12 protein-coding genes are annotated in these 13,533 nt (G+C 73.9%); 5 read left to right on the forward strand and 7 right to left on the reverse strand.

Annotated elements, in window-relative coordinates:
* Positions 1–2: 2 nt before the first annotated feature.
* From ACX25U_RS12220 to ACX25U_RS12245, 6 genes are all read right to left on the reverse strand, one after another.
* On the reverse strand, positions 3–752 hold the full coding sequence (locus tag ACX25U_RS12220) for a spherulation-specific family 4 protein (protein ID WP_454391444.1): 750 nt from the start codon (positions 750–752) through the stop codon (positions 3–5).
* A complete protein-coding gene (locus ACX25U_RS12225; RefSeq protein ID WP_454391446.1) occupies positions 740–1,702 on the reverse strand; it encodes an NAD-dependent epimerase/dehydratase family protein in 963 nt (320 codons plus the stop codon). Before ACX25U_RS12225 ends, ACX25U_RS12220 begins: the two co-directional genes overlap by 13 nt.
* A 207-nt stretch (positions 1,703–1,909) precedes the next feature.
* Positions 1,910–3,118 carry a hypothetical protein gene (locus ACX25U_RS12230; RefSeq protein WP_454391448.1) on the reverse strand — a complete coding sequence of 403 codons (1,209 nt, stop codon included), beginning with the start codon at positions 3,116–3,118 and terminating at the stop codon, positions 1,910–1,912.
* Positions 3,115–4,833, reverse strand: a complete 1,719-nt coding sequence (locus ACX25U_RS12235; protein ID WP_454391450.1) for a DUF3492 domain-containing protein — start codon at positions 4,831–4,833, stop codon at positions 3,115–3,117. Before ACX25U_RS12235 ends, ACX25U_RS12230 begins: the two co-directional genes overlap by 4 nt.
* Before the next feature lie 219 nt (positions 4,834–5,052).
* Positions 5,053–6,675, reverse strand: a complete 1,623-nt coding sequence (locus tag ACX25U_RS12240; protein ID WP_454391452.1) for a DUF3152 domain-containing protein — start codon at positions 6,673–6,675, stop codon at positions 5,053–5,055.
* A 212-nt stretch (positions 6,676–6,887) separates the two neighbouring features.
* Positions 6,888–7,922 carry an alpha/beta fold hydrolase gene (locus ACX25U_RS12245; RefSeq protein WP_454391454.1) on the reverse strand — a complete coding sequence of 345 codons (1,035 nt, stop codon included), beginning with the start codon at positions 7,920–7,922 and terminating at the stop codon, positions 6,888–6,890.
* 189 nt (positions 7,923–8,111) lie between these two features.
* Here ACX25U_RS12245 and ACX25U_RS12250 point away from each other — a divergent pair, with 189 nt between their 5' ends.
* The 4 genes from ACX25U_RS12250 to ACX25U_RS12265 all read left to right on the forward strand — a co-directional run bounded on the left by ACX25U_RS12250 (position 8,112) and on the right by ACX25U_RS12265 (position 9,993).
* Entirely contained in the window at positions 8,112–8,324 is a 213-nt protein-coding gene (locus ACX25U_RS12250) for a hypothetical protein (RefSeq protein ID WP_454391456.1), read from the forward strand.
* A gap of 230 nt (positions 8,325–8,554) precedes the next feature.
* The gene (locus ACX25U_RS12255) at positions 8,555–9,202 is read left to right on the forward strand and encodes a TetR/AcrR family transcriptional regulator (protein ID WP_454391460.1); all 648 of its coding nucleotides are present in this window, start codon (positions 8,555–8,557) and stop codon (positions 9,200–9,202) included.
* Between the two features lie 121 nt (positions 9,203–9,323).
* A complete protein-coding gene (locus ACX25U_RS12260; RefSeq protein WP_454391462.1) occupies positions 9,324–9,551 on the forward strand; it encodes a DUF3107 domain-containing protein in 228 nt (75 codons plus the stop codon).
* 172 nt (positions 9,552–9,723) lie between these two features.
* On the forward strand, positions 9,724–9,993 hold the full coding sequence (locus ACX25U_RS12265; RefSeq protein WP_454391464.1) for a hypothetical protein: 270 nt from the start codon (positions 9,724–9,726) through the stop codon (positions 9,991–9,993).
* A 67-nt stretch (positions 9,994–10,060) separates the two neighbouring features.
* Here ACX25U_RS12265 and ACX25U_RS12270 read toward each other — a convergent pair whose 3' ends face one another.
* Positions 10,061–10,807: a ferritin-like fold-containing protein gene (locus tag ACX25U_RS12270; protein ID WP_454391466.1), complete on the reverse strand. Its 747-nt coding sequence runs from the start codon at positions 10,805–10,807 to the stop codon at positions 10,061–10,063.
* A gap of 495 nt (positions 10,808–11,302) precedes the next feature.
* Here ACX25U_RS12270 and ACX25U_RS12275 point away from each other — a divergent pair, with 495 nt between their 5' ends.
* Positions 11,303–13,426 carry a DEAD/DEAH box helicase gene (locus ACX25U_RS12275; RefSeq protein ID WP_454391468.1) on the forward strand — a complete coding sequence of 708 codons (2,124 nt, stop codon included), beginning with the start codon at positions 11,303–11,305 and terminating at the stop codon, positions 13,424–13,426.
* Positions 13,427–13,533 lie beyond the last annotated feature (107 nt).

The following is a 13,533-nucleotide window of genomic DNA, read 5'->3' on the forward strand; positions in this document are numbered from 1 at the left end:
CTTCATTCCGAGACACCCGTTCCGATGCGCGAGACGATTTCGTCCCAGTAGCCGGGCAGGTTCTCCCAGGGGTCGGCGAGGCCGCCGCGGTCCGTGCGGTCGGTGAACCAGATCGTCGCCGCGCCTTGCCAGCGGGCGATGCGCAGTGCCTCGTCGAGGTGGCCGCGCGGGAGGCCGTGCACCAAGTGGCAGAAGCGCTCGGGCGGGTAGTCGGCGGTCCACTCCGCCACCTGCGACCAGCGGTAGTCGCTCCACGGGCCGCGGAAGGTCACCAGTTGGTCGGCGTTCTCGGCGTAGCCCGGGTGCGGGTGGGTGCCGTGGCCGAGGACGATGTGGGCATCGTCACGCAGCGCCCGCAGCGCGCCGGCCGTACGGCGGACCTCGGGCAGTCCGGCCCGGTCGGCCGGGCAGCGGTCCAGGAGGAAGCCGTCGGCCCGGTACCACTCGAGGTACCGGCGCGCATCCGCGATCAGCTCGGTGAAGGGCCGGGCGCCGTGCGCGGCGTCGAGGTGGCCGAGGACGCGGACGCCCGCGTTGCGCAGGCGTCCGGCCGCGTCCAGGCAGTGCGGGTCGGGCTGGACGCCGGGTCCGTCGGCGACGTCGAGGACGACCCAGTGCAGCGGCGTACCGGGGCGGGTGAGCTCGCCCCACTCGGTCGGGGCGAGAAGGGGGTGTGCGCAGCCGGGGACACCGAACCCGGTGCGTACGTCGGTGCTCGAGGTGCCCGCCGGCGTGCTGGTCAGATACGGCATGCCGCCTCCATCCAGATGTCGGCGAGGGATTCCTCGAGGTTGATCCGGGGCCGCCAGCCGAGCCGGTCGCGGGCGGTGCGCACGTCGGCCTGCTGCCAGCTGCCGCAGCCGTCGGGGTACGGGAACGCGACCGGGGCGGGGTGGTCCGGGTCGGTGCGGGGGTGTCCGATGGTGGGCCTGAGGTGGCCGCCGGGCGGGCCGTCGAGTTCGTGGAGGGCGCCGCCGTATCCGGCGACGCGGGAGAGGATCGCCGCGGCGTCGCGCAGCCGGACGGCGCGGCCGGAGCCGATGTTGATGACGCCCTGGGCGGCGGAGAGGGAGGCGGCGTGGACGGCGCGGGCCACGTCGCGGACGTCGACGAAGTCGCGCTGGGCACCGAGGCCGCCGAGCTTGAGGTCGCTGTCGCCGGACTGCATGGCGCGGCGCATGGCCTCGGCGAGCCGTCCGAGCGGGGAGCCCGCCGGGGTGCCGGGTCCGGCGGGCGAGAAGACCCGGAGCACGACGGCGTCCAGGCCGGAGCCGAGGACCAGTTCGGTGGCGGCGAGCTTGCTGACGCCGTACGGCCCGCCGGGGCGGGGCACGGCGTCCTCGGCCGTGGAGGAGCCGGGCTGGCTGGGGCCGTACTCGGAGCTGCAGCCGATCTGCACCAGCCGGGCGCCGCAGCCGCTGCGGCGCAGGGCCTCGCAGACGGTGGCGACGGCGACGGTGTTGTGCCGGGTGAGTTCACGGGCGCCGCCCCGGGTGGCGCCCGCGCAGTTGACGACGACGCCGGGGTGGACCGCGTCCAGGAAGCGGGTGAGCGCGCCGGGGCTGCCGGTCGCGAGGTCGAAGCGGACGTCGGCGTCGTCGCCGCGGCCGAGCGCGGTGAGCTGGACGGCCGGGTCGGCGAGCAGGCGGTCGGCGACGAAACGGCCGAGGTATCCGTTGGCTCCGATCAGCAGAACCCTCATCGGGCGGCTCCCGGGGTGTGCGCTCCGGTGGCTCCGGATGCTCCGGACGCTCCGGATCGGGCGGTGATCATCTGGTGTTCTCCTTCAAAGGGATGGTGCGACGGGCTCCGGCGGTGGGCCGGGTGCCTGCGGCCGACCGGGGGATGCGGGCCGTGCCCGCGGCTCCGGCCGTGTGGAGGTGCGTGCGCGGGGCCGGCCATGGGTCCGTCATGGCTGTTCCTCCGCTCGCGCATGGGCCGAGGCCCTGGTCAGCGTGCGGCTCGCGTGCACGAGCAGGGCCAGGGCCGCCGCTCCGCAGGCGAGGGCCTGTACGCCGCCCGGGCCCCAGAGGGCCACGAGGGTGTCCACCGGGGTGGCGAGGAGACGGCAGCCGGGAAGGCGGGCGGCGAAGACACTGGCCTGTGCCGTCACCTCGGCCGTGGCCGCGGCGCCGAGGGCGACGGCCGGGGCCCGGGTGAAGCCGTGCACGGTGAGGAGGCGCGCGAGCAGCAGCAGCGCGCCCAGCGTGAGGGCCTGCGCGTAGCCGGCGGGCTCGTCCAGGGCCGCCCCGCACACGGCGGTGAGAGCGGCCAGGGCGCACAGGAACAGGCCGAAGGTGCCGAGCAGCAGGGGCCGTACGGACGCGGCGAACTCCTCCAGGCCGCGGCTGGTGGTCACCCTGCGCCGGGCGTGGACGGCGAAGAGGTGGGCGGTCCAGACCGCCGGCGCGCCGGCGAGGACGAGGGCCAGCACGGGGGCGGTGGTCAGCGGCCAGGCCCCGGCGGCGGCTCCGTCGGGCAGTGCGTCGGGGCCGCCGGTGACGGCTGTGCCGAGCAGGCCGTCGCCGAGGAGGGCGTGGGCGAGCAGCAGGCACGTCCACGCGCGTGTGCCGGGCGTGTGCGGGCCGGCCGGTGTCCGTCTGCCGGTGCTCAGCGGGCCGTGGCGGAGCACGGCGCGCAGGCCCAGCCCCACGGCGAGGACGCCGAGCGCGGCGACGGCCAGTCGCATCCGGCCCTCGGTCAGCCGCAGCCCGGCCACGGCGGCCGCGCACAGGGCGCCGGGCAGCAGGCCGAGCCCGGCCGGGCCGAGGCCCATCGGGGGCACGGCGGCGGCCTCGTGGCGCGGAGGTGTCCCGGTGTCGCGGGAGATCCGGGCGTACATCTCCTCGGCGAGCGAGAAGACGTCGCGGTGGCGGAAGCGGGCGGCGGTGCGGTCGGTGACGCCGTGTGCCTCCAGACCGGCGGCGATCTCCAGGGGGTCGACGGCCCGTTCGCACAGTTCGCGGTGCCGGTGCATCAGCGTCTTGACCGGGTCGGCGGCGCCGTGCCGGGAGGGCACGGACGGGCTCCGGGCGAGGGCCGGCTCGTCGAGGTCACCGGCCGGGAGGGCGGGGACGGCCGTGGCGCCGGGGTGGTCGCTTTGTCCCGGGCCGCTCATCCGGGGGCCTCCGTGATGGTCAAGGGGGCCGGGCACGGCGCCGGTGAGCCGGAGGCCCGGCGGGCCGCGACGCGGGCGGGGGGCCCGGTCCAGCTGCCGGGTACGTGCGCCTCGGCCGGGGCGGCGAACGGGAGGGGTTCGCCGGTCTCGCCGAGGACGACGCGCCGGACCGGGCAGTGCGAGACGACCTCGAGGTACATGCCGTGAAACGCCGCGACGTTCTGCTCGACGGTGAACAGTTCGAGTGCGCGGGCGCGGGCGGCGGCGCCCAGGCGCGCACGGCGCTCGGGGTCGCGCAGCAGCGTCACGCACGCCTCGGCGAGCGCCCGCGGGTTGCGCGGGGGTACGACGAGCCCGGTGCCGCCGATGACCTCCACGACCGCGCCGACGTCCGTGGAGACCGTCGCACGGCCGCAGAACATCGCCTCGACGAGACCGGTCGGGAAGCCCTCGACGACGCTCGACAGGGCGATCACGGCACCCGAGGCATACGCCTCGGCGAGCGTCGGTGCCTCCGGACCGCCGACCTCCTCGAAGGACACCGGGTTGTCGCCCACGGTGTGCGGGCCCTCGGCCTCGTCGGGGAAGAGCTGGGCGGCGAGCGCCCGGCAGTGGCCCAGGTAGGCCGCCCCGTCGGAGCCGGTCGCGGTGCTCACGATCCGCAGCCGCGCCTTCGGTTCCTGCCTGCGCACCTGAGCGAAGGCGTGCAGCAGGGACACCAGGTCCTTGGTGGGCTCGATACGGCCGACCCACACCAGCGTGTACGGGTCGGCGGCCTCCGGCGACTCTCCGGCCTCGGCGAAGCCGGCGGCGTCCATGCCGGGGTGGACGGTGCGCAGTTTGGCGCGGTCGGCACCGCAGCGCTCCTGCCAGCGGCGGGTGTGCGCGTTGCCGTGGGTGACGAGGGCGGCCTGCCGGTACGCCTCGGCGGCGACCCCGCCGTGGAACGCGGCGAGCAGGGCCCGTACGGCCGGGGTCGTCCCGTCGGCGCCGGTGGCGAGGTAGTGCGCGCGCAACTGTGCGCCGTACTCGGTGACCAGTAGGGGGACGCCGGTGAAGTGGCGGGCGAGCAGCCCGGACAGGGCCGCCGCGCCGCCTGCCGCCGCGTGGCAGAGGTCGACGGCGCCGAGGCCGTCGTCCTCGTACCAGTCGACCGCGAGAGGGCTCAGAGCCTGCCGCAGGTGCCCGGCGGCCGCGAGCAGATCCGGGACGCGGGCCTCGTGCGCCGCACGCGACGCGCCGGGCGCACGACAGGCGCGTTCCAGCGCGCGTACGGCGGTTTCCGAGCGCAGCGCGCCCACCAGGCCGCCCTCGTCGCGGGCGAGTTCGGCGAGCCCGTACAGCGCGCTGCCGAAACGGTCCGCCTCGTCGTCGGCACGGTCCCGGCCGACCTCCTCGCCGTGGTCGCCGGGGTCGCCGCCGCTCGCCGCGACCAGGGCCGACGCCAGCTCGCCGTAGCACTCGGCGAAGCGCCGGCGCGCGCGCCGTCCGTACGTGATGCCGTCGTCCTCGGCCGCCCACAGAGGTGCGGTACGGACCCGGCTGACCTGCGGCGGCAGCGGCACCCAGCCCACGTCCTCCTGCCGGCGGCTGCGGCTGAGCGCGTAAAGGTCGAACTCGTGCTGTCCGAGCCCGCGCACGAGCCGTTCGCACCAGAGTCCGGCGTCACCGCCCACATACGGATAGCCACCCTCCGTCACCAGTCCGATGCGCACGCGTGCACCCCCGATCTCTCCCGTTCACTCCGTGTGGGGAGCCGCCGTCGCACCGGCGGCTCGCAGCGGGACGAACGTATGCGGACATGAGGGTGGCGCGATGGACGGTTGTCCATCGCGCCACCAAAAGGGGTGAACGGGCGTAACTTTCCCGTGCAGGGCGCGTTCCGTCGCGCTAGGAGATCGTCCGGGTACGGAAAGTCACGCGCTGAGTCGCGGTCAACTCCCTGGATATGGCCAGGGGTTGGGCAGGCAGTGGATTCCGTCGTGGTCCAGGAACTTGGTCTGCTGCTGCATGACGGGCGCCAGGGCGTCGTTCCTGTCGCAGGTGACGTGTCCGTAGCCGAGCCGGTGGCCGATCTCGTGGTTGATCAGCATCTGCCGGTAGGCGTACATCTTGTCGCCGTAGGTCTTCGATCCCTGCGCCCACCGGTAGGCGTTGATCATCACACGCTCGGTGGCGGCCGAGTCGCACGAGACGTTGTCCTCGGTGGTGTCCAGGCCGGACTTGGCGCACCAGGTGGCGGTGGTGCCGGGGCTGGCGAGCGTGATCACGAAGTCGGGCTTGCCGGAGGAGACGCGCTCGAAGGTGCGGCCGCCGTTGTGTGCCCAGCTGCGGTCGTCGTTGAGCGTCTTGTGCACGGCCTGGGCGAAGAGTTCGCCGTCGAGGCCGAGGCCCTGCTCCACGTCGACGCGGTAGGTGTACTTGCGCCCCTTGCCCGGAGCCTTGGCGAAGCCCGGGACCGCCTCGAACCTGCCCGAGCCCTTGAGAGTGGGGCTGAGCGCGTACCTCACGCTCATCTTCTGGCCGTACGTCAGCGTCGACGCGTTCGGCGGCGGTGCCGCCTGCTTGCCGTCGGCGCCCACGATGCCCGCGGCGTCGCCGTCCGCGCGGTCGGTGGCGGACTGCGACCGCACGTCGGCGCCGGAACGGTCGTCGGCGACCTGTCCGGCGACGACGACGGCGAGCACGGTGGTGACGGCGGCGGCCGCGATGCCGGTGAACGTCCGTCCCTTGGCGCCTGTGCCGCGTGCGGGCTCGCCGGCGGGCTGTCGCACGGCCTCGACGCCCTGCCCGGCCGACGGGACGGGCGAAACCACGACCGGATGCGTGGACGGCACGTCACCGCGGGGCCGGGACGTGAAGACATCGTCCTCGCCGAAGGCGTCCAGGTAATCCTGCCGGGGCCCTGCGGGAGGCGCCTGCCGCTGCCGGGGAATGGGAACGCGGGCCCCCGCGGAGGCGCCCGCGCCCCTCGAAACCCCGGGCCCGGCGGCCGTCGGCCCCTGCGCCCCGCCGTCACCGGCCCCCAAGTCCCCCCAGCCGCCCCCGGCTTCCCGCTGTTCGGGGTGCCCACCCCGGACTCTGGGGACACCGCGAGCAGGGGTGTCGTCAGGAAGGCGAGGGATTCCGTGAGCCGGGGTGCCGTCAGCACGTCGCGGAGCACCGCGCGCGGGAGTGCCGTCCGGGGCCCGCGGAACATCCCACGCGGGCGTCCCATCGGCGAACCCCGGTACCCCCTGCGCGGGCGTCCCATCGGCGAACCCCGGTACCCCCTGCGCGGGCGTCCCATCGGCGAACCCGGGCAGGCCGTGCGCAGGCGTCCCGTCAGGCGACCACGGAACGCCCTGAGCCGGCGTCCCGTCAGGCCGACGCACGCCCCCGCGCGCGGGAGTGTCGTCCGGAGACCGCGGGACGCCCCGCGCGGGGGTCCCGCCCTCGAAGTGCGGCACCCTCTGGGCAGAGGTCCCGTACGCCGGACCTCCCGGACCGGCCGGCCCCCCGGGCACCGGGCCGGAACCGGACCACGGCTCCGGCGGCAAGCCGCCCGTTTCCTGCATGCTCTCCGGCACCGTGCCCGGCCCCGGCCGGCCTCTGCGGCCACCCCGGGGATCCGTGCGGTCCCAGGCCTCCCCCGGGCCGCCCCTGGGTTCGCGGCCCTGCCGCGGCTCCCGGCCGCCCCGAGGCTCGCGGCCGTCCCGTGCTGCGGTCGTGTCCGCGGTGTTGCCCCGGGGTGCGGGCCCGCGGCGGCTGTGGCGTCCCACCTCGCCCCTCAGCCCCCCGCACCCACGTCGGAAGCCCCGCCACCGGCTCGTTCGGCCGCGTCCGTGTGCGTCACAGCTCTGCCCTCCAACTCCCCCGTGTCCACCAGCAGTTCCCGGAATGCGGTCGCCACCGTATCCGGGTACTCCATCATGGCCACATGGCCGGCGTCCGGCAGGGTGAGGAGGCGGGAGTCGCGGAAGGCGCGGGCCGCCCGCTGGGCCATGCGGAAGCCGACGAGCTGGTCGCGGCCGCCGTAGATCAGCAGCGTGGGCGCGAGGACCCGCTCGGCCTGGCGCCACAGCCCGTGCTGGCCGCCCAGCGTGTACGCGTCCACGATCCCGCGCGCGGAGCGCGCCATCGCGTCCCAGAAGTACGGCAGTCGCAGCCGCCGCTCCATCTCCCGCACCGCGTTGCGGAACCCCTCCGGCGTCACCTGCCCCGGGTCGCCATAGCACAGGGCCATGACCCCGCGGACCCGCTGCTCCGCCGTCCACTCCTGAGTGAGCCGCGTGAACAGGGCGGCCACGCCCGGCACCGCGAGCAGCCCGGTCGGCACGGCGGTGCGCTGCACCCGGAGTTCGGGCAGCGCGGGCGAGACGAGGGTGAGCGTGCGCACGAGGTCGGGGCGCAGCGCCGCGACACGCGTGGAGACGGCGCCGCCCAGCGAGTTGCCGAACAGGTGGACGGGTCCGCGACCGGAGGCGTCGAGGAAGCGGATCACCGCACGCGTGTGCCCGGTGATGGAGTAGTTGCCGTCGTCCGGTGGCGGGGAGTCCCCGAAGCCCGGCAGGTCGAGCGCCTCGCCGTCGACGACACCGTCGAGCAGCGCCATCAGCGCCGACCAGTTCTGCGAGGAACCACCGAGGCCGTGCACGTACAGCGCGGGCGGCAGCCCCTCCCGCGCGGGTGGGCGCGAGCGCACCGTCAGCGTGGTCCCGGGCAGCTCGACCGAGCGCAGACGCTCTCCCTCCTCGAACCCGACGGGTGCCACCCTGGGTAGAACGTTGGCGGGCGGCACGGAGGGCAGCTCGGTCGAAGACATGCGGCAATGTTACGAGACGATCACGTAGCGACTCCTGTGTTCGCTGTCACAGATCGCGCACGCGCGGGGCCGCGGATCGCATAGCGTCCGCTTCGGGTGTCTCCTACGCTCGTACAGAGGGCACCCGTACACGGCCCCTGCTTCCGCCAGGGACACCCGCAGGGACATTCCGCACGAAGGGAGCCCAGCATGGCATTCGACCCCACCGATCCCGAGACGTTCGAGGGCGACGACGCCACGGAGATCGACGTCGAGGCCCCGGAGAACGACGCCGCCGAGCAGCTGGCGGACGTCACGCCGGACCACGACGAGCCCCCCAGCGGGGACCCGGACCGCGCCAACGAGGCAGATCTCATCGAACAGGCGCGGGTCGTCTCCATCGACGAGGACGACTACCGGTGAGGCACAAGGTGGTGCGCGAATCCGTGTTCGAGACGTCGAACGGGAGAGACCGCCACTGACCAGGAACGAAGCCGCATTATGCCCGGACTGAACCTGTTTGAAACCTTCTGCGCCGCTTTCGTCACCGTCCAGTCCGTGAAATCCTGCGTTCGCACCGCGCACAGCACGGTTACCGAAAAGTACGATGACGGCGCGGCGCACACCGCATGTGGACGACTTTGGGAGGCGGCGTGACAGCCATCGAGCAGACAGAGGCGGCACGCCCGCGAGGTACGCGCCTGCCGCGCCGTGCCCGACGGAACCAGTTGCTGGGCGCCGCTCAGGAAGTCTTCGTGGCGCAGGGCTACCACGCCGCCGCCATGGACGACATCGCCGAGCGCGCCGGCGTCAGCAAGCCGGTGCTCTACCAGCACTTCCCGGGCAAGCTCGACCTCTACCTCGCACTGCTGGACCAGCACTGCGAGGCACTCATCCAGTCCGTACGGAGCGCGCTGGCGTCGACGACCGACAACAAGCAGCGCGTGCGCGCCACGATGGACGCCTACTTCGCGTACGTCGAGGACGACGGCGGCGCCTTCCGGCTGGTCTTCGAGTCGGACCTGACGAACGAGCCGGCGGTGCGCGAGCGCGTCGACAAGGTCACCAACGAGTGCGCCGAGGCGATCTGCGACGTGATCGAGGAGGACACCGGCCTCTCGCGCGATGAATCGATGCTGCTGGCATCCGGCCTCGGCGGCCTCGCGCAGGTGGTGGCCCGCTCCTGGCTGCACAGCGACCGCAGCGTCCCGCGCGACCAGGCGGTCCAGCTGCTGACGTCCCTGGCCTGGCGCGGCATCGCCGGTTTCCCGCTGCACGGCAACGAGCAGCAGCACCACTGAGCCGTGGGCTGTTCGCTCCTGGCGAGCTTCGGCACAGCGTGTTCGTCCCCTCACCGGGCTAATGTGTGCAGGTACGGCGCGGAAGGTCGCGCACTTCACTGACCGTCGGAGGGACATAGCCGTGGAGGTCAAGATCGGCGTGCAGCACGCGCCCCGCGAGATCGTTCTGGAGAGCGGTCAGAGCTCCGAGGAGGTCGAGCGGGCGGTGGCCGAGGCGCTGGCCGGCAAGTCGCAGCTGCTGACCCTCGTGGACGAGCACGGCCGCAAGGTGCTGGTCCCGGCCGACCGTCTCGCATACGTCGAGCTCGGCGAGCCGGCCCCGCGCAAGGTGGGCTTCGGCGCGCTGTAGCCACGGACGGCGAGACGACGAGAGGGGCCCGGCGGCCTTCCACCGCCGGGCCCCCTCGCGTTTCTTCACGGACGGCGCACAATCCGCTCACGGAGAGGGTTGCATTCCGCAGGTCAGGGGTATGACGGGCTACGACCGTCAGCACCGGCCGACCGTGTGGGAGGGAACCGTCATGTTCTTGGAAGCGCTCGGCTCCGCGCTGATCGGTCTGCTGCTCGGCTGGACCGCGTTCCACCGCCTGGCCCACCGTCTGCCGTCCCGCCTCCTGGTGCAGTCGACCGGCCTCGCCGGCTCCCTCTTCGGCGCCTTCGTCACGCACAGCGCGCTCGGTTCCGGCAGCCTGGTGCCGGCCCTGCTCGGCGCGGTGGTCGTCTCGGCCGCCTCCCTGTCGCTGCTGGTGCGCCCCGCGGGAAGACTGCGCCGGCGATCGGCGCCGGCCTGATCCGACGCCGACGGCCGCGCGTTCCCCGGGGCGGCCCCGGAAACTCCCGAGGCGGCCCCGCAGAGCCCTACGCCGCCAGTCCCAGCGCGGACATCCGCTTGGTGTGCGCCTCGGTGATCCGGGAGAACATCCTGCCGACCTCGGCGAGGTCGAAGCCGTCCGCGACGCCGCCGACGAGCATCGTGGACAGCGCGTCCCGCTCGGCCACGACCCGCTGGGACTGCGACAGGGCCTCGCCCATCAGGCGCCGCGCCCACAGCGCGAGCCGGCCGCCCACGCGCGGGTCCTTGTCGATCGCCGCGCGCACCTTCTCCACCGCGAAGTCGGCGTGCCCGGTGTTGGCGAGGACGGCGAGGACCAGCTCGCGCGTGTCGGAGTCCAGGCGGACGGCGACCTCCCGGTAGAAGTCGCTGGCGATCGAGTCGCCGACGTAGGCCTTGACGAGCCCTTCCAGCCAGTCCGAGGGCGCCGTCTGCTTGTGGAAGCCCTCGAGCGCGGCGACGAAGGGCTCCATCGCGGCGGTCGGCTCCTCGCCGATCTCCGTGAGCCGGTCGCGCAGCCGCTCGAAGTGGTGGAACTCGGCCGACGCCATCTTCGCCAGCTCGGCCTTGTCCGCGAGGGTGGGTGCCAGCTTGGCGTCCTCCGCGAGCCGTTCGAACGCCGCGAGCTCTCCGTACGCGAGCGCGCCGAGCAGGTCCACGACCGCGGCGCGGTACTGCGGGTCGGCGGCGGCCGTCGCCCAGTCCTGGGCGGCGATCCCGGTGTGTTCGGCGGGTGCGTCGGAGGTGTTGTCAGACTTGTCAGAGCTCGTCATGAAGCGCACAATAGCCCGCTCTCCGCGTGTTCGAAGGACCTGGTCAACCAGTGTGACGACGGCTACGTGACCGAATCAGCCATCGCGTGTGCGCGTTTCCGGGGTATGGTGGTAATGCGCCTGCTGGGTACGCCGACGCGCTTCGGCGTACATCGACAGGCCGCACGCATGAGGATGCCCGGTCGGTGGCCCGATCGGCTCCGACCCGACAGCCCTCCCTGACCGTACGGCTCTGCGCGTACGACGATCGGAGGGACACCCTCAGCGGTACGAGCGCTAGAGCGTCGGCTGTGGTCCCGTGCCACACCGTCCGCCCCGCGAGGGCGGCCGACGTCCCCGGCACGGTCAGGTGACACGACCCCCGCGCTCGCCTCGCGCCGCGTACACAGAAGAGGCAGCACCCTGACTACGACGTTCCGAGAGCTCGGGATCCTTCCCGAGACCGCCGAGGCCCTGGAAGCCGTCGGCATCACCACCCCCTTCCCCATCCAGGAGATGACGCTGCCCGTGGCCCTGACGGGCACGGACATCATCGGCCAGGCCAAGACCGGCACCGGAAAGACGCTCGGCTTCGGCCTTCCGCTCCTCGAGCGCGTGACCGTCCCCGTCGACGTCGAGGCCGGGCGCGCCGCCCCCGAAGCCCTCACCGACGCCCCGCAGGCGCTCGTCGTCGTCCCCACGCGCGAGCTGTGCGTCCAGGTCACCAACGACCTGCTGACCGCCGGCAAGGTGCGCAATGTGCGGGTCCTCTCGATCTACGGCGGCCGGGCCTACGAGCCCCAGGTGGAAGCCCTGAAGAAGGGCGTCGACGTGGTCGTCGGCACCCCGGGCCGGCTGCTGGACCTGGCCGGCCAGAAGAAGCTGAACCTGAAGCACGTGAAGTGCCTGGTGCTCGACGAGGCCGACGAAATGCTCGACCTGGGCTTCCTGCCCGACGTCGAGAAGATCATCGACATGCTGCCGGCCAAGCGGCAGACCATGCTGTTCTCGGCCACCATGCCGGGCGCGGTGATCGGGCTGGCCCGCCGCTACATGTCGCACCCCACGCACATCCGCGCCACCGCGCCGGACGACGAGGGCGCGACGGTCGCGAACATCAAGCAGTTCGTCTACCGCGCGCACTCGCTCGACAAGCCGGAGATGATCGCCCGCATACTGCAGGCCGAGGGCCACGGGCTGGCGATGATCTTCTGCCGGACCAAGCGCACGGCGGCCGACATCGCCGAGCAGCTGCAGCGCCGCGGCTTCGCCGCCGGCTCGGTCCACGGCGACCTCGGCCAGGGCGCCCGCGAGCAGGCGCTGCGCGCCTTCCGCAACGGCAAGGTCGACGTGCTCGTCTGCACCGACGTCGCCGCGCGCGGCATCGACGTCGAGGGCGTCACCCACGTCATCAACTACCAGTCGCCCGAGGACGAGAAGACGTACCTGCACCGCATCGGCCGTACGGGCCGCGCGGGCGCGTCGGGTACGGCGGTCACGTTCGTCGACTGGGACGACATCCCGCGCTGGCAGCTGATCAACAAGGCGCTGGAGCTGGGCTTCAACGATCCGGTGGAGACGTACTCCACCTCCCCGCACCTGTTCTCGGACCTGGGCATCCCCGAGGGTACGAAGGGTGTCCTGCCGCGCTCGGAGCGCACCCGCGCGGGGCTGGACGCGGAGGAGCTGGAGGACCTCGGCGAGACCGGCGGCCGTGGGCGCGGTCGCGGTGGCCGGGGCGGCCGGGACGAGGCGCACGGCGCCGACCGCGAGCGCCCGGCGCGTGCACCACGGCATCGGCGCCGCACGCGTGGCGGCGCGCCGGTGGACTCGGCGCCGGCCGAGGGCACCGCACCGGTCGAATCCACGGACACGGAAGAGACCACCGCCACCCGTACGCCGCGCCGCCGGCGCCGCATGCGCGGCGGCGTGCCGTCGCAGCCGGTGGCGACCGCGGAGTCCGCGGAAGCCGCGGTGACCACGGCCGAGGGCCCGGCCCTCGAGGCCACGGAGCCCCTCACGAAGCCGCGCCGCCGTCGCACCCGCAAGTCGGCGGAGACCGAGCCCACGGCCGCCCCGGAAACGCCGGAACCGGCCGGGGCAAACGCCGAGACGGCACCGGACACGACCGAGGCGACGACGGCCGAGCCGGAGCCCAAGCCGCGCCGCCGCACCCGCAAGACCGCCGAAGCAGCGGTCGGCGCGGAGGTCCCGGCGCAGGTTTCCGACAGCCCGGACAGCGCCGCTGCCGCGGCCGTCGACACCGCCGAAGGCGCGGAGCCCAAGCCGCGCCGCCGCACCCGCAAGACCGCCGAAGCCGCCGAGGCCGCTGCCGAGCCGACCGAGGCCGAGCCCCGCCGCCGCACCCGCAAGGCCACCGCGGAGGCGCCCGAGGCGCCGGCCACGGCCGAGGGTACGGAGACCAAGCCCCGCCGCACCCGCAAGGCGGTCGCCGTCGCCAAGGCTCCCGAGGAGGCCGAGGCCAAGCCCCGGCGCCGTACGCGCAAGGTCGCCGCTGAGACCGTCACCGCCGGGATTCCCGCGCAGGCCACCGGTGAGCCGGAGGCCGAGCCCCGCCGCCGCACCCGCAAGGTCGCCGAGGTGAAGGCCGCTGCCCTCGTGGAGTCCGCGGAGGCCTGATCCGGCGGTCCAGCACCGTACGACCCGGCAGTCCCGACGGCCCGGCCCACCCCGCGTGGGACCGGGCCGTCGGCATACGGACCCGGGCCGATTCCCCCAACTGCCGA

It is taken from the genome of Streptomyces sp. JNUCC 63, assembly GCF_054366325.1.

Coding starts and splice junctions, on each gene's coding strand:
- ACX25U_RS12245 (WP_454391454.1), bottom strand. CDS start 7,922: ATGTCTTCGACCGAGCTGCCCTCCGTGCCGCCCGCCAACGTTCTACCC.
- ACX25U_RS12250 (WP_454391456.1), top strand. CDS start 8,112: ATGGCATTCGACCCCACCGATCCCGAGACGTTCGAGGGCGACGACGCC.
- ACX25U_RS12225 (WP_454391446.1), bottom strand. CDS start 1,702: ATGAGGGTTCTGCTGATCGGAGCCAACGGATACCTCGGCCGTTTCGTC.
- ACX25U_RS12230 (WP_454391448.1), bottom strand. CDS start 3,118: ATGAGCGGCCCGGGACAAAGCGACCACCCCGGCGCCACGGCCGTCCCC.
- ACX25U_RS12265 (WP_454391464.1), top strand. CDS start 9,724: ATGTTCTTGGAAGCGCTCGGCTCCGCGCTGATCGGTCTGCTGCTCGGC.
- ACX25U_RS12270 (WP_454391466.1), bottom strand. CDS start 10,807: ATGACGAGCTCTGACAAGTCTGACAACACCTCCGACGCACCCGCCGAA.
- ACX25U_RS12275 (WP_454391468.1), top strand. CDS start 11,303: ATGACGCTGCCCGTGGCCCTGACGGGCACGGACATCATCGGCCAGGCC.
- ACX25U_RS12220 (WP_454391444.1), bottom strand. CDS start 752: ATGCCGTATCTGACCAGCACGCCGGCGGGCACCTCGAGCACCGACGTA.
- ACX25U_RS12240 (WP_454391452.1), bottom strand. CDS start 6,675: ATGCAGGAAACGGGCGGCTTGCCGCCGGAGCCGTGGTCCGGTTCCGGC.